Raw genomic sequence first — 21,829 nt, forward strand, 5'->3', positions numbered from 1 at the left:
CTCCAGATCAGGCGCGCGCACGGGCGCTGGTTGGGTCGACGGCACAGGTGTCGATCACCTCGGCGTCGCGCATTTCATTGTGAACCAGCACCTGCATTCTGGTGCCCGGCGCTGTCATGCCCTGCGGCACCAGCGCCATCGCGATGTCGTGGTTGCAGTAATACGAGAACCCCCCCGAGGTGACGCGCCCGATCAGGTTGCCATCGGCATAAACGCCTTCGTCAAACATCACCGAGGTATCGCAAAACGGCAGTTTCAGCGTGACCAGTGTGTTGTATCCGCCCTGCTCCTGCTGCTTTAGCAGCGCGGCTTTACCGATGAAGTCCCGCTCGACCACCTGCCCGCCGATCTTCTCGGTCATAGCCACGAACCGGCCCAGATCGGCTTCATACGGGGTAAGGTCCTTGCAGATCTCGCGATTGATGGCACGGTAGGATTTCTCGAGCCGCATGGATTCAAGCGCTTCTAGGCCGAAGGGTTTCACACCCGCCTTCAACAGCAAATCGACAAGGTGACGGTTGTAGCCGACCGGGTGGTGCAGCTCCCAGCCCAGCTCACCAGTGTAGGACACGCGCAGCAAGTGTACGCCCTTGGCATAGCCCACCTCGCCCATTTGCGCCGAGAGCCACGGAAAGGCCTCGTTCGACAGATCATTGTCAGTCAGCGGCTGCAGAATATCCCGCGCCTTGGGTCCGGCCAGAGCGATCACGCCCAGCTGTTCCGAAACATCCTCGACCACGACCGAGCCATCGCGCGGCAGCACGCGCTGCAGCTGATCCCAGTTGTAGGCGCGCCAGTTCGGGGTGGAGATGAGATAGAAATCATCCTCGGCGTAGCGCACGATGGTGTATTCCGCATCCATGCCGCCCTTGTCGTTCAGCATGAGCGACAGGGTCATCCGCCCCACCTTTGGCAGCTTGTTTGCCATTAGACCATCCAGCCACTTGGCCGCCCCCGGCCCGCGGACGGTGAATTTGGTCATCGGGGACATTTCGATGAACCCGGCCTCTTCCCGTGTGCGGCGCACCTCTTCCTGCACCCGTTCCATGTGGTTGGTGCGGCGGAAGCTGTGTTCCGGGATAGCTTGTTCCGGCGTTTCAGCGAACCAGCGCGGGAATTCATAGCCGTTAAAGCTGGTCCAGACCGCACCATGGGCGGTCAGCAGATCGTATGAGCCTACAGTCTTCATGGGGCGCGCATCAGGAAAGTCCTCGCCCGGGACATGCGCATCCATATGGGTGCCCCATGTCTCGCGCACCTTGTCCATGGTCCAGCGCTTGGAGGCATAGTCCGAGAACCGGCGCGGGTCGAGCTCGGACATGTCCATACCCGGATCGCCATCCACGATCCATTTGGCCAGACGGTTGCCCACGGTGCCGCCCCAGAGGATGCCTCCGGGCATGCCTTCGGCCAGCCAAAGGTTCTCGTGCCCCGGCGCGGGGCCGGCCAGAGGCAGTTCATCCGGGGTCATCTGGAATGGGCCGCGGGTGTTGGCCTTGATGCCAACCTCGCCCAGGGTCGGCACCCGTTCGATGGCGCGCTCCCACTGGGTTTCCACCGCGTCGAAATCCTCGGGCAGCAGATCCGCCCCGAAATCGGGCGGCACGCGATCTTCGGCAAACAGTTTGAGGTCTTTGGTAAACTCATATGGCCCGAATTGGATGCCGCCCACGTCCTCGCGCAGATAGGCGCCGTAATCCTCATCCCGCAAGATCGGAAATTCGGGCAGTCCCTGCGCCTTGCGCTCTTTCAGCAGCGGCACGGTTTCGGTGGTCCAGTATTGGTGCACGATCGGGATACAAGGCAGGTCCAGTCCCACCCTGCGCGCGTTTTCACGGGCATAGTTCCCCGTGGCAAAGATCAGGTGTTCACAAGTGATATCGCCCTGATTGGTGGTGACTTTCCAATGGCCATTGTCCAGCTTCTCATAGGCCAGCGCCTCGGTGTTCTGATAAACCTTGGCACCTGCATCGCGGGCCAGCTTGGCGAGTGCCATGGTGATATCGGCCGGGTTCACATAGCCGTCTTCGGTGTGCAGGATGCCACCGCGAATATCTGGGCTCTGGTTCAGCAGAGGATGAACCTCAGCGATTTCCTCGGGCGTCAGCAGTTTGCAGGGCACACCTGCGGCTTCGGCGATCGAGATATAAGACTGGAACTCATCCCAGCGTTTCTGCGTATTGGCGACCCGCAGCTGGCCCACCTTCCGCAGCCCGACCGAACTGCCCATCTTCTCTTCGACCTCGGTATAGATGCGGATGGTTTCCATCGTCATCTTCGACACGTTGTGCGAGCGTACAAACGTCACCAACAACCCCGCCGCATGCCAGGTCGAGCCCGATGTCAGGGTCGTGCGCTCAAGCATCACTGCGTCCGAACATCCATGCTCGGTCAACCCATACAAGATCGAGGCACCGACGCACCCGCCGCCGACAACCACAACTTTCGCATGCGACTTCATCTTGTTTTCCTTCAAAAGCTCATTGGCAACACCCACGTCACCACTGGTTTCATATTTGCACGGAGGTCGACCGGCACCTTATCACAACGCCGTTTGTGAATGCGGATTATTCTGAGTGATACGGCACTTTACGCAATTGCAAAAAATCTCATCTTGCATTAGCTCAAGTAATGCTGAATGCCGCGCCGCGATTGAAAATCAAGATGCTGTGATGCTTGCCATGCGAGGTGAAATTGCCCAAACGGCCTTACAACATGCCCCCCATGACCTCGCTGGTCAGCTTTGAGGCCGCCGCACGTCATGTCAGCTTTAAAGCAGCAGCAAAAGAGTTGAACGTCACCCCTGCAGCGGTCAGCCATCAGGTCAAAGGTCTTGAGCAGGAGTTGCAGTGCGACCTGTTCCACCGATTTCATCGCGGGGTCGAACTTTCTGAGAGCGGCGCTTATCTGCTGGTTGCGCTACAGCGCGGCTTTGAAGGGATCAATGAGGCGATAGGCCAATTGCGAGCGCATCACGGCCGCTCGTCCGTCACAATCCGATCGACGACGGCGGTCAGTTCGCTTTGGCTAACCCCGCGGCTGGCGCAGTTCTGGAAACGCCATCCCCATATCTCAGTGGCGCAAATTGTCAGTGATCAGGATATTTGCCCAACGGATTGCGACCTGAGTATCCATTACGGGCACATGGATCAGGATGTCGGCCTCTGTCGTGCCTTGTTTCACGACCAGATCATGGCTCTTGGCAGTCCCCGTTTTGCCGAACAGCACCAGATCAAGACCGCCGCAGATATTGCGCACATCCCCCTGATCTATCTGGAAGCGACGGACAGCGGCTGGACCGACTGGCAGGAATGGCTGCGCGCACTCGGTCACACAGCACAGTTGAACGCCGCACATCGAGTCAACAATTATGTCATCGCGTTGCAGGCGGCGCAGGACGACATGGGGGCAGTGCTGGGATGGGAAGGGTTAACGGCTGAATTGGTCACAGCGGGCAAGCTGGTAAAGCTGATACCCGAAACCGTTTCCTCGCCGCTGGATTTCTATGTTATTCTGCACAACCATGCCTCGGATCGCGCGCGCGTGCTGTTTGACTGGCTGTCCGAGGCCGATCACCCCGAGCGTCAGAGGCCGATAGTTTGGAGTGGGGCATGACGCGTCGGCCTCCTCCACCGCGGAGGCCGTTTGGGCCTACCCTCTAGCTGTTGGGCGACGCAGACCGGACCGCGACCCAGGATCGCGTTCGTCCAATCGGTCGCTTCAAGCGACAGATAGTATCTGTCGGGCGCAAAACGGTTGGGTCGCGCAAAACCGGCAGCTGCACTGGCCTTGAACGATTTGCATTCGTATGCGATTTTAAAAGGCAGCGCCGGATGGGCCCAGTTAGCCTTATTTGGCGCTGTTCAAGTTCAGCTTTTGATCGAAACGCTCAATCAACCAAGAGAATTGACGTTCATCATAAAAAAGAACCAGCATACGTATGCGATCAATTGATTCGAGGTTCTCATGACGAAAGATGCATCCCCAGCAGCCAAGACCATCGCGGCACAATCGTCCAGCAGCGCCACCCACATTCGCTTTCGCCCATTGGGTGACGAGCATATGCCGCAAGATTTTTCGATTTCGCTCGAGGATTATCGGCGGGGCGGCACGCGGGAGTTTCTTGACAAAGAACCTGAACACATTGCCAGCCAGCCGATGCGCGGCTTTGAACCCCGGTTCAAGAACATCGTAGACTATATCGTCCGCATCACCCACCAGATATGGGAGGAAAAGGACATTGGCTACATCTACGATACCTACAGCCACGATTGCCGCGTCTGGGACGATATCGGCCTTCAATACGGGCGCGATCAGATCGTCGCCGACACGGTTCACACCAATAATGCAATCCCCGATGTCCGCCTTGTGGCGGATGAGGTAATCTGGGCGGGCAACGACGATGTCAACTTTCACACCTCGCATCGCACGATGATACTGGGCACGAACACCGGCTACTCTCGATTTGGTCCTCCCACGAACAGGCCGTTGCGACTGCTGTGTATTGCCAACTGCGTCGCCCGCGAAAACGAAATCTATGACGAGCACGTGGCCTATGACACCGCGGCGCTTGTTCAGCAAATGGGGTACGATGTGGCCGAAACCGCCCGTCGCATAGCCTCTGAGCGCACGCAAGGCCCGTTTGCACCCAATTATGCGGCCAGCGACACCAACCGTCTCGCCGGGCAAGCTTTTCCCAAACGCCCGGCTATTCCTGATGTTGTAGATGGCAATGTGCGCGAGTTCGTAGATGCTGCGTTCGAAAGCATCTGGAACCGGCGCAACTTCAGCGCAATGGACCGCGTTTATGCACCGGACGTTGTCTTCGAAGGCTCAACCAGCCGTGTTTATCGTGGCGTTGGTCAACTCCGGTCGCACATCATGTCGATGATCGCAATGTTCCCGAACATCCGGATATCGGTTGACGATATCTATTGGATGGGCAACGCCAAAGACGGCTATTTGGTTGCCGTACGCTGGGGCGGTGTGGGTGCGCATCGCGGAAACGGCGCCTATGGCGCACCAACCGGAAAAGAGGCACATATCTGGGGCATTACCCAGTGGCAGATCAAAGACAACAAAGTCGTCAAAGAATGGACCGTATTCAATGAGTTCGGCATCTTGATGCAAATTCTGAGCGCTTAGCGCCCCAGAGTCCTGCCAAAGCACACAAAAGACCCCCGGGAGGGGGCATTCTAGTTTCATCCGATTTTCAGCAGCCGCGCATGTACGGAATACGCGCCAACACATCCAGCCCCTGCTGCTTCCAGAAATGCAGCAGGTCTATGAATATCCAGTTTTCGGTCAGCTTATCGCCCGACCTGCGATACATATCGATAACCCGCATATCAGCCGGTTTGCCGGTCGCAGGCATGCCCATAAACCCCCCGGTCGGGGTCAGCGTCAGGTTTGGCCACCCAAAGAAACCGCCAAAGCTGCCCTCGGCGATCCGGGCAACATGCCCGTTAAAGATGCGATCCGCAAAACCATCACGAAACGGCCCCGCATGCTGCTGCGCATAGCGTTCGATGGTGTAGGTTGCGCCGATCCCCGTAGGACCCCACCAGATCATATCGTCGTTCCAGCTGCGCGGCAGTTCCGTCAGCAGGCCCTGTTCTTCCCTGCCCTTCCAGTCGCGAATATCGTTGATCATAAATTCGATAGCAGCCAGCGTCTTGCGGCCTTCGTCCGGATCCTGCGGGTCGAACATGACCCCATCATGGGTCATCGGGCCCGGCTGAACCAGCTGCGCGCCGGTCTGCGGCGGAAACGGCTGTAGTCCCGCCTGTACCATCAAATGCGGAATATCAAAGAACATCGCGATATCGGTGATGCGATCCCCTTCGACCCGCATGAACTCGGCGTAGCGCAACATTGCAATTTTGTTCGTCGGCGGAATGCCAAGCCAGGGCGCATCGAACAGGCCCATCAGGTGTCCCATGGACGCGACCCAGATGCCCCCATCCTTCAGATGATTTTCGCCCGCCATGAACAAGTCCAGCCTGCGCTGCATTCGAGTCAGAGAGCGCTGCAGCGGAATCCAGAACTGCTCCGTCACCTCAGCGGGATCGTGGATTTCGTTGAACGGATGATACCCTCGCCAGATGGCCCCGGGAGCGCAGTAGGCTTCAAGTGCCTTGGCGGGGTCCGCTTCAATCGCGGCGTAGTAATCGCGCACCAGTGATTTTGCGCTCTGGAGGTCGGTCATTCAGAGTGGTCCCAACAAAGTAAAGACATTTCTTCGGCTGACCCCCGGCCCGATCTCTGCGACCGGGCCGGGGTGTCGGATGTTAGCCTTTCACGGCGCCTGCCGTCAGGCCGCTTACGATCTGCCTCTGGAAGAAGAGAATGAGGAAAAACAGAGGAACCAATGCACTAACGGCGGCGGCGACAGCGAACATGACGTCGCCCGTTTCACGCACAGTTCCGAGGAAGCTGTTGATTTTTGGAACCATAGTCTGATTTTCGGAACTCAGCAGCACCGCACCAATTGCAAAGTCGTTATAGGCCAGCAGAAAGCTGAATAGCCCAGTGGTAATCACGCCAGGCCACATCACAGGAATGATCACATACCGGAAAGCCTGAAAGCGGGTGCAGCCGTCTACCATGGCACTTTCATCCATGTCCTTGGGTATGTTCAGAAAGAACGAATGCAGCATCCAAAGCGTAAACGGCTGGTTGATCGCGACCAGAACCACAATGGTCGTCCCCAGCTTACCCCAAAGGTTCCATTCGAAGAACGGCAACAGATAACCCGACACCAGCGTTATGTGTGGCATCGCGCGAAAGACGAGTGCGATCATAAGCAGCCAGAACGCGTAGCGGAACCCAGAGCGTGCCAGCGCGTATCCCCCGAGCGTGCCGAAGGTGAGCGAGATTATGACTGTAAAAAAGACCACGATCGCGGTGTTGATCGTGTTCCGCCAGAACTCCTGTTCAACCCAGGCTCCGTAGTAGCCCGCACCCGTGAACGCACTGCCGGTCTCAGCTGTGGTCATGACGCCATAAATCGCGTTGCGCCAGTCTGTTTTCGAGAAGAAATCAGCCTGAACTTTGAACGACCCCCAAACCGTCCAGAGAAACGGACCGGCGGCGATTAAGATCCACAGGACAACGAAACTGGTGGTAAACCAGATCAGCCCGCTCGAGCGTCTGTTTGCAACAGATGATGCCATGGTCAGGTCCTCTTCCGGTTAAAGTCGCGCCAGGTGCGGATAAGCACAGGGGTCAGCAGGATCGACACCCCGATGATTGTCAGGATCGAAGTCGCCCCGGCCGAACCGAACAGTTGTACATCGCCACCACGCAAGTCGTTGTAGATAATCCAGGATAGCGATGTCGCTTTGGCCGAAGCCGAGAAGGCGACGATTGGTTCAAACACCCGAAAGTTATCCATCAGCTGCATCAGTGTGATGAACACAACCAACGGCATCATGTAGGGCACAACCACATATCGGATCGCCTGCCAGCGCGAGGCTCCGTCAATCTTGGCGGCCTCCAGCGTTTCACTGGGAACAGTTTGAAGACCTGCATAGAAAACAATGAAGCTGAAAGGAGTCGAACTCCAGATTCCATAGACGATCAGCATCATCCAGGTCAGCGGGGTAGATGCCTTCAGCGACAGGTTCGGATCGTCAAATATCCGCTGAAGGGTGGCACCTATGATGCCATCCGCATCAACCATCCAGAACAAGATCAATGCGCCGATCAGCGGAGTAACAATCATCGGCAGCAATGAGACGAAGATTGTCGGGCCTTTGAGCATCCGAGGCAGCGTATTCACGGCCAATGCAACACCCAGACCCAGGAAAATCACAAACGGTGTCACAACCGCAGTATAGGTCAGCGTAAAGAATAGCGCCTTATAGAAGGGCAGGTTCATCAACTCGCCAACAAAATCACCGAATGTCTCGGTGGTGTTCCACGCCACCCCAACCTCTTCAAACGCCAGATGCTTGCGGTTGGTATAGGTGCCCAGGCCGTTGAAACGCCCCAACGGTGCCTCTTCCCGCAGGGCATTCGTTGCCTCCTGATCAACTTGCAGGACTGTATCGCAGTTAAAGGGCCCGCAGTTTTCAACCTCGACCATAACCTGTTCATGTTCGACAAAGAGCGATTGAACGGTAACCGAGACAATCGGCAGCGCAATGAACAGCAGCATCGCAGCCAGAGATGGCAGAATGAACCAGAAGAAGGCGCGGTGTTTCATAAGACCATACCCATAGTGTCAGCTGGAAATGCAGGACAGGATGACCGGGGCCGCATCAGCAGCCCCGGACAGATGCGTCAGAGGTATCCGGCTTCTTTTGCCGCTGCGATATAGGCCGCCTCGATATCAGCAAGGGTCTGCTCGGCACTCTCGTTGCCTTGCAGGAAATCGGGCAGTTCTTCGTAGAAGGCCTGATGTAGAAGCCCCATATAGGGCAGCATCGGATATGGCTTGGCCCCGGCAGACGCGGTCGCCGCAACACCGGCAGCGGCCGGGCCCGGCTTGTAGGAATCCATCAGCCATACCGCGGCGTCATTATTGGCTTCGACCATCTTTTCCGAGATGCCGTGGACCATGGCAATGAAGGTCGCCTCGGCATCTTCATCCGAGATATTTTTCGCGATTGTGAAACCGTCCCACCACAGGGTCGACGCTGGCACCGACCCGCCAGCAACGCTGGGCGCGCTCACCAGAACGGTGTTTTCTGCCACACCCGGCTCGGCCCCGTCGCCGCTGAGGATTTCACCCCCGCTGGAGCCCCAAAGCTGAGCCATCGCCAGATCACCCGACTTCCAGATCGGAACCACCGTCGCAGTATTGTAGGTCAGGAAATCAGGGTTCGACAGCGACACCAGCTCCTTGAGCATGTTCAGAGTGGCCACACCGGTTTCATTATTCACCGCAGGTTCAGCCGTGCCCGGCTTGAAGAACTCGCCCCCGTGGCCGAGATACATGTTCACGAACTCTTCACCCAGGTTCCAGTCGGACATGCTCAGGATCGCAAAGGGGTGCTCCATGATGCCAGCGTCGCGAATCGCTTTGCCGGTTTCCACCACTTCCTCCCATGTGGTCGGAACGGGCTTGCCCACCTGATCGAGAATATCCTGACGCAGGAACAGGTGCTGCGCATTTGCCATGAAGGCAATCGCCATGATCTGTCCGTCAATTGTAATCAACTGGTTCTTGCTGAGGCTCTGACCATGCTTGGCAACCAGGTCATCCAGCGGCCGCACCAGTCCCTCATTCAGCAGCGGAACGATGGAAGAGTTCGCAACGATCACCGACGTATACTCGGCCGGGTTCGCGGTCAAAGCCTGGACCTGAAAGTTTCTGAAGTCCTTGTTGTGGTTAGCCGCAACAGTGGCATCGCCGGTTGCGCATTCGGCTGCGGTCGATGTCACCGCACGCAGCGCCGGGAAGTCGTTGGCCAACACATTAACGTTGCCGCTGCTGATCTCGCATTCGGCGTAAGCTGCCGTCGCCATCATCGCAGCGACAGCGCCGACTGCAAAACTCTTGATAAGAGACATAACTCATTTCCTCCGGTTGGACCCTGTTATCCGGGCGGACGCCCGTTTTTCCCTACCTTGACCTAACTCTAGTCAAGTTTGTGCATTCGCATGCATCATTATGCCCACAATTTTCAATGTGACAAGAATTTCCTTCACATCTCGCAATTCACTCAATTTTATGATTATATAACGACCTGTAAGCGCCTAAATATGCCCATCAAACGATCCCTTGCAGAAGTTCTGCTTGCATAACTTTAGATTCGCTGGCAGTTTTTTGGGCACGAATGCAAACTACGTGGAGCGGTCATGGCCGAGATTCAGCTAAAGAACATCTCCAAGCGTTGGGGATCATTTATCGGGGTCCATAATTTCGACCTTACGATCGCAGACAAAGAATTTCTGGTCCTGCTTGGCCCGTCTGGCTGCGGCAAGACAACAACGATGCGGATGATTGCAGGGCTCGAGGATATATCTGAGGGGGAAATCACTATTGACGGTCGGGTCGTCAACGATCTGGACCCCAAGGACCGCGATGTGGCCATGGTTTTCCAAAGCTACGCGCTTTACCCCAACCTCGACGTTTACGAGAATATCCGCTTCCCGCTAAAAGTGCGGAAAACCGATCCTTCGACTCATGATGCGCGCGTCAGGCGCGCGGCTGAAATGGTTGAACTGACGGATTTCATGCACCGACGTCCTGCGGAGCTTTCCGGCGGGCAACGGCAGCGTGTCGCCCTGGCCCGCGCGATCGTGCGTGAGCCGAACGTTTTCCTGATGGACGAGCCGCTTTCGAACCTTGATGCCAAGCTTCGGGTGTCGACCCGTCATCAGATCAAGAACCTGAGCCACGAACTTCAGGTCACTACAATTTATGTGACACACGACCAGATCGAGGCAATGACGCTGGCGGATCGGGTTGTCGTCATGAACAAGGGCATCGTGCAGCAGGTTGGCACCCCGACAGACATCTACGATGCGCCCGCCAATACATTCGTTGCCAGCTTTATCGGCAGCCCCGCGATGAACCTGCTGGACGGCGAAATCTCGGATGGTGTCTTTGTGGGCGAGAATGTTCGCATCGAAGGTCTGCCCAGCGGGCCAAGTGGGAAAATCACATTGGGTTTCCGTGCAGAGGACGCACAGATAGATCCCAACGCCACTTCATCGGCACCACTCTATTCACTCGAATTGCTGGGTGATGCGACCATCGTGACGCTGCGCCTTGGCGGCACCATCGCCTCTGTGCGCGCCGGTAAGGACTATCGCGCCGAGATCGGCAGCCAGACCTCGGTCAGCATACCCGCAGAGATCTGTCACCTGTTCGATGCCGAAACAGGCGAACGTTTGGACTGAAATATCAGGTAACTGCGCATTCGAGCTTTGCCAACCAGGCCAGCTTGCTTCTGCGCATTTGAAAGGGATTAAGCATGAAGGGTTCCCGACCCGAACAAGCGGTACTCAGCCGCGATACAGACATGAGCAAAACCGCCGAAACCCGCGCTGTGATCGAGGGGATGGTGGATGGCCTCAACGACCACCGGATCGGCGACATCGGCGAGTTTTTCGCCGAAAGCTTCCGTTGGCTTGGAAACTGTGGCTGCGGCACCAAGAACGGCCTGCGAGAGTTTCAGGACAACTGGCAGCGCCCGTTTCAGGCGGCGTTCTCTGACAAAACCTGCATTGATGAGGCCCGCCTCTACATGGGTGAGTGGGCCGCCGCGTTTGGCCGTCAAGAGGCGGTACATTCCGGCGAATTCATGGGACTTCCGGCAACAGGTAAACGCGTGGAAATACGTTATATGGATTTCTGGAAAGTCGTGGATGGCAAGATCGTCGACAACTGGGTGATGGTCGATTTTCCGCATGTGCTTTCGCAATTGGGGCACGATGTCTTTGGCGGCAAGGGATGGGAAACGTATGATCGCGGGGAAGCCGTGCCACCCAGTCCGGAAAGGCAGGCGTAATGGGCGCTGCGCTTGATCTGGTTCAGGATATGGAACGCGCACTTGGGCGCGCCGAAACTGACTTATCACACTGGTTTCACGAGGATTTCGTCTGGGACGGCAACGCGGGCTGCGGTCGCAAGGCCGGCTTGGCAGAGTTCAGAAGCCATTGGCAAACCCCGTTCCGTGCTGCGTTCGCGGATCGGCGCTTTGACACGGCGCTGTGGCTTGAAGATGGCGATTGGGTCGCATGCGTTGGAACCTGTCATGCCATCCATTCCGGCGACTTTATGGGCATCCCGGCAACCGGCCGCCCGCTGCACATATCATATGTCGACTTCTGGCAGGTGCGAAACGGGCGCATTGCCTATAACAAAGTGCATGTTGATCTGGCTGGCGTTGCCGCTCAGTTAGGTTGGGATGTGTTCGAAGGCCGCGGCTGGGATCGTCTGGACGTACCGGTTACACGACTGTGGCGCGGCCAACAGGGCCAGGGTGCAGCCGCCCGGCCTCTGGATGTTGTTCAGGCGATGGAAGCAGCCCTGCAGCGATCGGATGTGGATGTCTCAGAGTTCTTCCATGAAGACTTTGTTTGGGACGCCAATTATGGGTGCGGCCTGAAGCACGGTCTCGGCGAATTTGAGACCGGTTGGTACCTGCCGTTCCGAGAGTTTTTCGGAAACAGGGATTTCGTCACCCCCCATTTCATGCAGGACGGCGACTGGGCTGCATGCTTCGGGGCCTGCCATGCGACGCTTGAGCGGGACTTTATGGGCATCAAGGCCGAAGGGCAGAAAATCCGTATCCCTTACATCGACTTTTGGCGCATCGAAGGTACCAAAATCGCCGAAAACATCGTGCGGGTCGATTTTGCCAGCATCGTCGAACAGCTGGGGGGCGATGTGTTCCTTGGCAAAGGCTGGGGCCCGGAACAACCTTATGATTTTTGCGTAGACACTGCGGCTTAGGAGGCTGATATGACAATCCAATATCTAAAAACCAGCAAACCCGCCGAAGCGCGCGCCGAAGATGACGCCAAAGTTCGGAAAGTTGTCGAAGGCACGTTGTCCGACATCGAAAACCGCGGCGACGCGGCTGTGCGCGAACTGAGCGAAAAGTTCGATGGCTACAGCCCGGCTTCGTTCCGCCTGAGCCCGTCCGAGATTGAGGCCGCGATGCAGAAAGTGTCGACCCGCGACATGGAGGATATCCGTTTCGCCCAGACACAGATCCGCCGCTTTGCGGAGGCGCAGCGGGCGTCAATGACCGATGTTGAGGTCGAAACCCTGCCCGGCGTTATCCTGGGCCATCGCAACATCCCTGTACAATCGGTTGGCTGCTATGTTCCGGGCGGTAAATTTCCGATGGTGGCATCTGCGCATATGTCCGTGCTGACTGCGCAGGTTGCGGGGGTGCCGCGCATTATTGCCTCGGCCCCACCTGTTGACGGGGCTCCGCATCCGGCAATTGTGGCGGCGATGCATCTGGGCGGTGCGCATGAAATCTACGCTCTGGGCGGCATTCAGGCCGTCGGCGCCATGGCTATCGGAACCGAGACCATCGACCCGGTTCACATGATCGTTGGCCCCGGTAACGCCTTTGTCGCCGAAGCCAAGCGGCAGCTGTTTGGGCGCGTTGGCATCGACCTGTTTGCAGGCCCGACGGAAACCATGGTTATCGCCGATGAAACGGTCGACGCCGAGATGTGCGCGACTGACCTGCTGGGTCAGGCCGAGCACGGCTATAACTCGCCTGCTTGCCTGATCACCAATTCCCGCAGCCTGGCTGAGGATACCCTGTCCGAGATCGAGCGGTTGCTCAAAATCCTGCCGACCCGGGAAACCGCCTCGACCTCGTGGGAGGACTATGGCGATGTGATCCTTTGCGACACGCATGAGGAGATGCTGCAGGTTGCCAACGACATGGCCTATGAACACGTGCAGATCATGACGGATCGCGATGACTGGTATCTGGACAACATGCATTCCTACGGCGCGCTGTTCCTCGGGCCGCGCACAAACGTGGCCAACGGCGACAAGGTGATCGGCACCAACCACACCCTGCCGACGAAAAAGGCGGGGCGCTATACGGGCGGCCTTTGGGTTGGCAAATTCCTGAAAACGCACAGCTACCAAAAAGTGACAACCGACGAAGCGGCGGCGATGATTGGCGAGTATGGCTCTCGGCTATGCATGCTGGAAGGCTTTGTGGGGCATGCCGAACAGTGCAACCTTCGGGTGCGCCGCTATGGTGGTCGCAATGTGCCCTATGGTGCGCCTGTGGTCCCTGTTGAAGCGGCCGAGTAAGCGATGCCCGACCACACCGCAAACCGACAGCTGCTGACCCCGCTGCGTACCGCTTTGTACGATTGGGACGAAGCAGCCGTGCGACGCACACTGGAAAAGTTGTGCGCGCCGGATGCTCTGTTTCGGTGCTGTCATCCGTTCGGCGATCAGATCGGACCACAAGCGTTCTTCGAAAATGTTCTGAGCCCGCTGCGCGAGGCATGGCCGGACTTGGAGAGACGCGATTGGCTGATCATGGCGGGTGAGGACGAGCACGGCAAAGACTGGGTTGGCTGTGGGGGACACTATCTGGGAACCTTTGCCGGTCCTTTGCTGGACATCCCGCCCTCGGGTCATTTGGCCCATATGCGGTTTCACGAGTACTACCGGATCGTCGAAGGCCAGATTGTCGAGATGCAGATGATTTGGGATCTTCCCGAAGTGATGATGCAGGTCGGCGCATGGCCCATGGCCCCGTCACTCGGGGCCGAGGTTCTGATACCCGGCCCCGCAACGGGTGACGGCCTTTCGCACGGACCTCATGACGCGGCGGTGGGCAAAGCCAGCCGTGATCTGATCGTTGATATGCTGGACCACATGAAACGGCATCCATCACAAGGCGGACCGGAGGTGATGGAGATGTCGCGGTTCTGGCACGAGAACATGAACTGGTACGGTCCGGCAGGGATTGGCACCTGCCGGGGTATTCGCGGGTTTCGCAACTGGCATCAGATTCCCTTTTTGTCCGGCATGCCGGATCGCGGACAGTATCTTGACGAGATCACTTATCACTTCTTTGGCGATGGTCCCTATGTCGCCGTCACCGGCTGGCCGGATATGGTTCAAACCGTTACCCATGATGGCTGGCTGGGGATTGCGCCATCAGGCACGAAGATCACCATGCGCAGCCTGGACTTCTGGCGTGTGAACGATGGGCGCATCCGCGAGAACTGGGTCATGGTCGACATATTGGACGCCTATCGGCAATTGGGGGTGGACGTTTTCCGGCGTTTACGCGAGTTCAACAAAGCCCGCGTGCCGGGCCGCGTGCCTTTCCCGGTTGGAGACCCCTGATGACGCTGCCCCCTGCCCCCTCGTTCCGCCTAGATGGCAAGCGCGCGCTCGTTGCGGGCGCATCCTCTGGGATCGGTCTGGCCTGCGCGACCGCCCTTGCCAGCCATGGCGCCGAAGTCACTCTGGCGGCACGCAGCATCGATAAACTAAGCGATTTGGCCGCGGCCTTCGCCGACAAAGGCTGGAGCGCAAAGACCCTTGCGCTGGACGTCGCAAATATCGCCGCGACCGAGGCGGCAGTCGACGCCAATGGGCCCTACGACATTCTGATCAACTCGGCAGGGCTGGCCCGCCATAGCCCGGCGCTTGAGACATCCGAAGCCGACTTCGATGCAGCCAATGACCTGAATTTCAAAGGGGCCTATTTCCTGACCCGTGCCGTGGCGCGAGGGTTGATCGCCGCAGGCAAACCCGGAAGCCTGATCAACATCACCAGCCAGATGGGACAGGTGGGGGGTATTGATCGCGCTGTGTATTGCGGCACCAAACATGCGGTCGAGGGCTTCACCAAATCGATGGCCATCGAGTGGGGGCCGCTTGGCATCCGCGTCAATACCATCGCGCCCACCTTCATCCGTACACCACTGGGTGAGCAAACGCTTGCGATCCCTGAACGTCGTGCCTGGATAGAAGACAAGATCAAATTGGGTCGCGTCGGCGAGTTGAGCGATATCACCGGGGCTGCGGTATATCTTGCCTCAGACGCGGCAAGCCTTGTAACCGGCACTGCATTGCTGGTGGACGGAGGCTGGACAGCGGACTGATGACAGACAAGGTAACTTCATTCGATGTCGCCCGACGCGCTGGTGTAAGCCAGTCCGCCGTCAGCCGTGTGTTCACGCCGGGCGGCTCTGCCTCAGCGGCAACGCGTGACAAAGTCATGAAAGCAGCCACTGACCTTGGCTATCGCCCGAACACCCTCGCCCGCGCCATGATCACAGGGAAAAGCCGGGTGATCGGCGTGGTCGTCGCATACCTTGAGAACCAGTTTTATCCAATGGCGCTGGAGTATCTCGACCACGCGCTGAAAGCTCGTGGCTATCACATTATGCTGTTCATGGCACGTAACGATGACAGCGTCGGGCGCATCGTGGAAGAGCTGATGTCCTATCAGGTCGAAGGGATCATTACCGCTTCGGTCGCAATGTCCAACGACATCGCCGCGCGCTGCGACGATGCCGGTATCCCGGTCGTGATGTTCAATCGGGGGCAAGAGACCGGCAATCTGGCTCAGGTGACGTCCGACAATATCCAAGGCGGTCGGACCGTGGCCAATTTTCTAGTTGCCGGAGGGCACAGCCGGATTGCGCATATTTCGGGGTGGCAGGAATCGTCGACGGGCGTTGATCGTACGCACGGGCTGATCGAGGGGCTCAAGGAACACGGGATGGAGCCGTTTGCCATCGAAGACGGCCGCTATAGCCAGGACACTGCCGCCGATCTTACGCGCTCCATGTGCAGTTCGACCGACCGGCCCGATGCGATCTTCGTCGGCAACGACCACATGGCTTTTGCAGTCATGGACACGCTGCGCTTTGAACTCGGCCTGTCTGTGCCCAATGACGTGAGCGTAATAGGCTATGATGATGTTCCCATCGCCGCGTGGCCCGCATACGACCTGACCACCATAAGACAACCGATCAATCGCATGGTCAATGCAACGGTCGATATCCTGCTGGCCAGAATCGAAAGCGGTGCGGCCTCGGAACGTATTCAGATTGCCGGCCCGCTCAAAATCCGCGGATCAGCCAGACGACCAAGAGGTTTCTCAAAATGACCTACGCCGAAAAATGGACGGATTTCCCCGACTATATCCTGGGGATCACCAAAGAAATCTGGGAGGATCGCGGGACTGAAACACTGAACCGCTATTACGCACCCGACATTCCCGTGCGCACACCGATGGGTATCAGCCATGGCAACCAAGGCGTGATCGCCGCGACAATGGCGACCTGCCATGAGTTCCCCGATCGTCAGCTTTATGGAGAGGATGTCATTTGGTCCTATTCGGATGAGCATGGCCATCTGTCTTCGCACCGTTTATTGACGACCGCGACCCATTTGCAGGACGGCCAGTTCGGCAAAGCCAGCGGCAAGCCATGGGTGGTGCGAGTGATCGCCGATTGCGCGGCCAAGGGCGAGACGATCTATGACGAATGGCTGGTACGCGACTATGGTGGGCTGGTGCGCCAACTTGGGCACGACCCCCAGGAGTACACCCGCGACCTGATCGCTGCCGAAGGCGGGCCAGAGAAGGCCACGCGCCCCTTCACGCCAGAAATTGATGTGGACGGAGGCTATCATGGCAGAGGCAACGATAACGCGTGGGGCGCGCGCTATGCCCAAACGCTGACGCGTATCATGGACAAGGATTTCAACCATATCCTTGCAGATTACGACCGCGCCGTGATCGGTGAGTATGCCGGTTCGAAACAGGCGATCGGACGCGAGGCCGTGACACAGTTCTGGGTCGGCCTGCGATCATCATTCCCGAACGCCACGTTCAAGATCCACCATCAGATCGGGATGGACGCTGAAATGATGTCACCCCGGGCGTCTGTTCGCTGGTCACTCGATGGGACCCATGATGGTTGGGGGGCATTCGGACGTCCGACCGGGGCCAAGGTCCATGTCATGGGCATGTCGCACGCCGAGTTCGGACCGTGGGGACTGCGACGGGAATTCAGCCTGTATGATGAGGTTGCAATCTGGAAGCAAATCTTGCTGCACACAGGAGATGTCTGAATGCTGCTAGGGGTTCTGCATCTCGATGCAAGTCAAGCGGCGCGACGGTTTCATGCGCACCGCGCCAGCCTGAGGGCGCGACGGCTGAACAACCGGCCTCCGGGCCATGGGGTTTGAACTCACAACCCCCTGAAACCCAAGGAGACACCATCATGAGCACCATCCAGAGCCGCATCGTTCGCTACGGCGAGCTTCAGCCTTGCAAAACCGCCTTTATCGACGCGCACACGCCCGGTTCAGATCAGAAAGAGAACTTTACTATTGTTGGCGGCGGCGTATCGGAGAGCCCTGATCAACACGTCCATATCACCGACAAGATCGGGTTCAACATCGGCGCTGCCGGTCAGCCACCGAAATGCCGCAACTCGTTGCATAGCCATACCACGGCTGAGGTTTTCTTTGTTGCCAAAGGCCGCTGGCGCTTTTTCTGGGGTCGGCATGGCACGGCGGGCGAGTTCATTGCCGAAGAAGGTGACATTTTCAATATCCCGACAGGGATCTTCCGCGGTTTCGAGAATGTCGGTCAGGACTACGGCATGATCATGTCGATCCTCGGCGGCGACGACGCTGGCGGTGGTGTCACGTGGGCCCCGCAAGTCATCGAGGACGCGCAGGCCCATGGTTTGATGCTGGGCGACAATGGCGTGCTCTACGACTCGAAGAAAGGGCAGGAACTGCCGCATAATGTCCACCCGATGCCCCTGCTGACCGAAGAACAGCTCAAAGACTATCCCGAGTTACCGGTCGAGGATGTTATTGGAAAATACGTCGCCCGCTACTGGGATCTGATGGCGCTTGCCGCCCGAAAACCGGCTGTGGTGATCGGCAAAAACGGCATCATCAAGGACAAGCCGGGTTTCGAGGTTGACTTCCTGACCCATGGCTCTGGCATCGAAGATCCGGTCGAGGCCGCGAAACCCGTGGTCCTGATGCCTGCAAGCGGCCATTGGCGCGTTACGATCGACGACGTTGTCACAACCTTGTCCAGCGGCGACACCGCGCTGGTGCTGCCCGGGGAACACTATAGCGTCGCATCTTGCATGACCGGTCTGGCCGGTCTTTATCGCATCACCGCCACCGACGACCCTGCTGGCGCGACCTGGACAGGATGACCGTTGATCCAAAAGATACGCACGCCGTTTACGAACGGCAGGCCAAGGCCTATGACGCGCAACGGTCTCGTGCGCTGTTCGAGGCGCGCTGGCTGGCGCGTTTCACCGCCAGCCTAACCCCCGGCGACAGTGTTCTGGATTTGGGCTGCGGCACAGGCGAGCCCATCGCGCGCTGGTTCATGGCGGAAGGCTTTGCCGTAACGGGCATCGATTTCTCGACCGCCATGCTTGATATCGCGCGAAGCCGCTGGCCCGACTGCGATTGGCGTCACGCAGATATGCGCAGTTTCGAGCTGGACCAGCTGTTTGGCGGCATCATTGCTTGGAACAGCTTCTTCCACCTGACAGCGGGTGAGCAGAAGGATTGCATCGCACGGATGTCACGCCACCTGAGAACGGGCGGTATGTTGATGCTGACCGTCGGACCCGGCGAGGGCGAGGCAGAAGGGACAGTGGGCACCGAGCGTGTTTATCACGCCTCGCTTTCACCAGCCGGCTACGCAAGCTGTCTGGAAGAAAACGGGATGCGCATGACCGGGTTTCTGGCCAAAGATCCTGAAACCGAACGCCATAGCGTGTTGATGGCGCGCAAGATTTAAGGAGACGCCCATGCCGGTAACAACAACTCATGTCGGTTCGCTTCCACGCGCACAAGAGGTGGTGGACTTCATCTTTGCGCGCGAGCGTGCGCAACCCTATGATGGCGCCGCCTTTGATGCGTGCATGACGGCTGCGGTTGCCGAAACAGTCAAGCAGCAGAAAGAGGCCGGGATCGATATCGTCTCGGATGGCGAGACGTCCAAGATCAGCTATGCCACCTATGTAAAGGATCGCTACACCGGCTTTTCAGGCGATAGCCCCCGCAACGCCCCCGCCGATCTGAAAATGTTCCCCAGCTTCCTGCAGCGGCTGGCGGATGCGGGTGGAACGCCGCAATATGCGCGCCCCATGTGCACAGGTGAAGTTCGGTCGAAAGGTCAGGATGATCTACAGAAGGACATTGCCAACCTCAAAGACGCGATGGCGGAACACGGGATCACGCGCGGCTTCATGAACGCAGCCAGCCCCGGCGTAATCTCGCTTTTCCTGCAGAACGATCACTACAAATCGCGTGAGGCTTATCTGGCCGCGTTGGCCGATGCGATGAAGGAAGAGTACGAAACCATCGTCGCCTCGGGGCTCGACCTGCAATTGGATTGCCCCGACCTGGCGTTGTCGCGCCACATGCTGTTCACTGACATGTCCGATGACGAATTCATCAAAGTGGCACAAATGCATGTCGAGGCCCTGAACCACGCGCTTTCCGATGTGCCCGCAGAAAAGGTACGCGTCCATATATGCTGGGGCAACTACGAGGGTCCGCATTTGTGCGATATCCCCATGTCCAAGATGTTCGACACCCTGATGGCGACCAAATCGCGCTATGTCCTGTTCGAAACCTCGAACCCGCGCCATGGTCATGAATGGACCGTGTTTCGTGACCGCAAGACGGACATCCCGGATGACAAGGTGCTGGTGCCCGGCGTCGTCGACACAACGACAAACTTTGTCGAGCATCCCGAACTGGTGGCCCAACGCATCACCCGCTTTACTGAAATTGTCGGCGCCGAGCGTGTCATCGCAGGCAGCGACTGCGGCTTTGGCACCTTTGCTGGATTCGGAGCGGTCGACCCATCGATCGCCTACGCCAAACTCGCGGCCTTGTCCGAGGGTGCCGCCGCAGTTTCGGAGGGCTAGATGACCCCGCTTGTACTGCTACCAGGCATGATGTGCGACAGCCGGTTGTTTACACCCCAGATCGAAGCGCTCTCAAACGAGCGCGCAGTGTCTGTGCCGGAATTGTCCGGCAGCGACACAATGGCCGGATCGGCAGAGCAAGTCCTTGCGGCAGCGCCCGAACGGTTTGCTCTTGGCGGTCTTTCGATGGGCGGTATCATTGCGATGGAGATCATTCGGCAAGCCCCCGAGCGTGTGCTTGGCCTGGCGTTAATGGACACAAATCCGCTGGCAGAACTGCCCGAAGTGCAAGCCCGCCGTGGCCCCCAGATGGACAGCGCGCGCGCGGGTCGGCTGGACAGCGTGATGCGCGACGAGATGAAGCCCAACTATCTTAGCGACGGAGAAAACAGAGCCGAGATTCTAGACCTATGCATGGATATGGCGCTGGGTCTCGGGCCTCAGGTATTCTGCGAGCAATCAATCGCACTGCGCGACCGGCCGGATCAGACGAACACGCTGCGCAGCTTCGAGAAACCAGCGCTGGTGCTGTGCGGTCAGGAAGACAAGCTTTGCCCGATCGCGCGCCATGAGCTGATGCACGAACTCCTACCCCGCTCGACGCTGGTGGTTGTCGAGGGTGCCGGGCATCTTCCAACACTCGAAAAACCAGCAGAAACCACGCAGGCTCTGCGCCTCTGGCTGAAGGATGTGGACCATGAATGACGACTTGCTCGCCCTGTTGAAATCAGTCGATACGCCTACCGTCTGCAACGCGATCGAGGTCGCCCAAGGCGGGCGAGGTTTTGACAGATACACACGTGGAACGGTGTTGTGCAGTGCCCCCGACGAGGGTGCCATCGTAGGCTATGCACGCACGGCCAAGATCGCAGCAGCCGAACCACCCTCTGAACCGGCGGGTGTCATCAAAGCCCGGCGCATGGACTACTACCGCCACATGGCCGAAGGCCCCCGCCCCGGCATTGCAGTCGTAGAGGATCTGGATGGCGAGAACGCCGTCGGCGCCTTCTGGGGCGAGATCAATACGACCGTTCACAAAGGCTTTGGACTGTCAGGCGCGCTTACAAACGGCGTTATGCGCGATCTTGGGGACCTGCCCAAGGGTTTCCCTGTCATCGCGGGTTCTGTCGGCCCGAGCCACGCCTTCGTTCATGTGCGCGAAATTGGCACCCCTGTCACCGTTTTTGGCATGACGGTCGCGGTTGGCGATCTGATCCACGCTGACCGCCACGGGGCGCTCGTGATCCCGGCCGAGGATGTTCCCCAGCTGGCCGACGCGATCCATAAACTGCTCGATACAGAGAAGCTGGTGTTGAGGCCGGCCCGCTCAGAAGGCTTTGATTTTAACGCGTTCGAAGCCGCATGGGCTGCGTTCGAAAAAGCGCGCACCTGAACCAGCGATACGTTCGTTATCGATCTTCATGACAAAAGC

21 protein-coding genes are annotated in these 21,829 nt (G+C 58.2%); 16 read left to right on the plus strand and 5 right to left on the minus strand.

The window, feature by feature from the left end:
* Positions 1-7: 7 nt before the first annotated feature.
* Positions 8-2,461, minus strand: a complete 2,454-nt coding sequence (locus tag ACR0KM_RS04685; protein ID WP_480857907.1) for a GcvT family protein — start codon at positions 2,459-2,461, stop codon at positions 8-10.
* A gap of 254 nt (positions 2,462-2,715) precedes the next feature.
* On the opposite strand from ACR0KM_RS04685, the gene ACR0KM_RS04690 reads away from it, so the two are divergent.
* The 3 genes from ACR0KM_RS04690 (at position 2,716) to ACR0KM_RS04700 (ending at position 5,145) form a co-directional block, all read left to right on the plus strand.
* Positions 2,716-3,615, plus strand: coding sequence for a LysR substrate-binding domain-containing protein (locus ACR0KM_RS04690; protein WP_480857909.1), 900 nt, complete (start codon positions 2,716-2,718; stop codon positions 3,613-3,615).
* Positions 3,616-3,756: 141 nt separating this feature from the next.
* The gene (locus tag ACR0KM_RS04695; protein WP_480857911.1) at positions 3,757-3,954 is read left to right on the plus strand and encodes a hypothetical protein; all 198 of its coding nucleotides are present in this window, start codon (positions 3,757-3,759) and stop codon (positions 3,952-3,954) included.
* Positions 3,955-3,966: 12 nt separating this feature from the next.
* Entirely contained in the window at positions 3,967-5,145 is a 1,179-nt protein-coding gene (locus ACR0KM_RS04700) for a nuclear transport factor 2 family protein (RefSeq protein WP_480857913.1), read from the plus strand.
* 67 nt (positions 5,146-5,212) lie between these two features.
* Here the strand turns inward: ACR0KM_RS04700 and ACR0KM_RS04705 are convergent, their stop codons facing one another.
* The 4 genes from ACR0KM_RS04705 to ACR0KM_RS04720 form a co-directional block, all read right to left on the minus strand.
* Positions 5,213-6,208 (minus strand): nuclear transport factor 2 family protein, encoded by a 996-nt coding sequence (locus ACR0KM_RS04705; RefSeq protein WP_480857915.1) that lies wholly within the window; start codon positions 6,206-6,208, stop codon positions 5,213-5,215.
* A gap of 82 nt (positions 6,209-6,290) precedes the next feature.
* Complete coding sequence (locus ACR0KM_RS04710) at positions 6,291-7,175, minus strand: carbohydrate ABC transporter permease (RefSeq protein ID WP_480820630.1); 885 nt, start codon at positions 7,173-7,175, stop codon at positions 6,291-6,293.
* Positions 7,176-7,177: 2 nt separating this feature from the next.
* The gene (locus ACR0KM_RS04715) at positions 7,178-8,209 is read right to left on the minus strand and encodes a carbohydrate ABC transporter permease (protein ID WP_480820628.1); all 1,032 of its coding nucleotides are present in this window, start codon (positions 8,207-8,209) and stop codon (positions 7,178-7,180) included.
* A 77-nt stretch (positions 8,210-8,286) separates the two neighbouring features.
* On the minus strand, positions 8,287-9,519 hold the full coding sequence (locus ACR0KM_RS04720) for an ABC transporter substrate-binding protein (protein WP_480820626.1): 1,233 nt from the start codon (positions 9,517-9,519) through the stop codon (positions 8,287-8,289).
* A 288-nt stretch (positions 9,520-9,807) separates the two neighbouring features.
* Between ACR0KM_RS04720 and ACR0KM_RS04725 the strand changes: the two genes are divergently transcribed.
* The 13 genes from ACR0KM_RS04725 (at position 9,808) to ACR0KM_RS04785 (ending at position 21,790) form a co-directional block, all read left to right on the plus strand.
* Positions 9,808-10,854, plus strand: a complete 1,047-nt coding sequence (locus tag ACR0KM_RS04725; protein WP_480820624.1) for an ABC transporter ATP-binding protein — start codon at positions 9,808-9,810, stop codon at positions 10,852-10,854.
* A gap of 74 nt (positions 10,855-10,928) precedes the next feature.
* Positions 10,929-11,465: an ester cyclase gene (locus ACR0KM_RS04730; RefSeq protein WP_480820622.1), complete on the plus strand. Its 537-nt coding sequence runs from the start codon at positions 10,929-10,931 to the stop codon at positions 11,463-11,465.
* Positions 11,465-12,412 carry an ester cyclase gene (locus tag ACR0KM_RS04735; protein WP_480857917.1) on the plus strand — a complete coding sequence of 316 codons (948 nt, stop codon included), beginning with the start codon at positions 11,465-11,467 and terminating at the stop codon, positions 12,410-12,412. The genes ACR0KM_RS04730 and ACR0KM_RS04735 overlap by 1 nt, the downstream gene beginning before the upstream one ends.
* 9 nt (positions 12,413-12,421) lie before the next feature.
* Positions 12,422-13,750 (plus strand): histidinol dehydrogenase, encoded by a 1,329-nt coding sequence (hisD, locus tag ACR0KM_RS04740; RefSeq protein ID WP_480857920.1) that lies wholly within the window; start codon positions 12,422-12,424, stop codon positions 13,748-13,750.
* Positions 13,751-13,753: 3 nt separating this feature from the next.
* The gene (locus tag ACR0KM_RS04745; RefSeq protein WP_480857922.1) at positions 13,754-14,803 is read left to right on the plus strand and encodes an ester cyclase; all 1,050 of its coding nucleotides are present in this window, start codon (positions 13,754-13,756) and stop codon (positions 14,801-14,803) included.
* Positions 14,803-15,567 carry an SDR family NAD(P)-dependent oxidoreductase gene (locus tag ACR0KM_RS04750; protein WP_480857924.1) on the plus strand — a complete coding sequence of 255 codons (765 nt, stop codon included), beginning with the start codon at positions 14,803-14,805 and terminating at the stop codon, positions 15,565-15,567. Before ACR0KM_RS04745 ends, ACR0KM_RS04750 begins: the two co-directional genes overlap by 1 nt.
* A complete protein-coding gene (locus ACR0KM_RS04755) occupies positions 15,564-16,580 on the plus strand; it encodes a LacI family DNA-binding transcriptional regulator (protein WP_480858549.1) in 1,017 nt (338 codons plus the stop codon). The genes ACR0KM_RS04750 and ACR0KM_RS04755 overlap by 4 nt, the downstream gene beginning before the upstream one ends.
* Positions 16,577-17,548 carry an ester cyclase gene (locus ACR0KM_RS04760; protein ID WP_480820612.1) on the plus strand — a complete coding sequence of 324 codons (972 nt, stop codon included), beginning with the start codon at positions 16,577-16,579 and terminating at the stop codon, positions 17,546-17,548. Before ACR0KM_RS04755 ends, ACR0KM_RS04760 begins: the two co-directional genes overlap by 4 nt.
* Before the next feature lie 152 nt (positions 17,549-17,700).
* Complete coding sequence (locus tag ACR0KM_RS04765; protein WP_480857926.1) at positions 17,701-18,660, plus strand: cupin domain-containing protein; 960 nt, start codon at positions 17,701-17,703, stop codon at positions 18,658-18,660.
* Entirely contained in the window at positions 18,657-19,259 is a 603-nt protein-coding gene (locus ACR0KM_RS04770; protein ID WP_480857927.1) for a class I SAM-dependent DNA methyltransferase, read from the plus strand. Before ACR0KM_RS04765 ends, ACR0KM_RS04770 begins: the two co-directional genes overlap by 4 nt.
* A 10-nt stretch (positions 19,260-19,269) precedes the next feature.
* Complete coding sequence (locus tag ACR0KM_RS04775) at positions 19,270-20,397, plus strand: cobalamin-independent methionine synthase II family protein (RefSeq protein WP_480857929.1); 1,128 nt, start codon at positions 19,270-19,272, stop codon at positions 20,395-20,397.
* A complete protein-coding gene (locus tag ACR0KM_RS04780; protein WP_480857931.1) occupies positions 20,398-21,102 on the plus strand; it encodes an alpha/beta fold hydrolase in 705 nt (234 codons plus the stop codon).
* Positions 21,095-21,790 (plus strand): RraA family protein, encoded by a 696-nt coding sequence (locus tag ACR0KM_RS04785; RefSeq protein WP_480857933.1) that lies wholly within the window; start codon positions 21,095-21,097, stop codon positions 21,788-21,790. The genes ACR0KM_RS04780 and ACR0KM_RS04785 overlap by 8 nt, the downstream gene beginning before the upstream one ends.
* Positions 21,791-21,829: the final 39 nt, after the last annotated feature.

The sequence above is a fragment of the Ruegeria sp. G10 genome, from assembly GCF_056533645.1.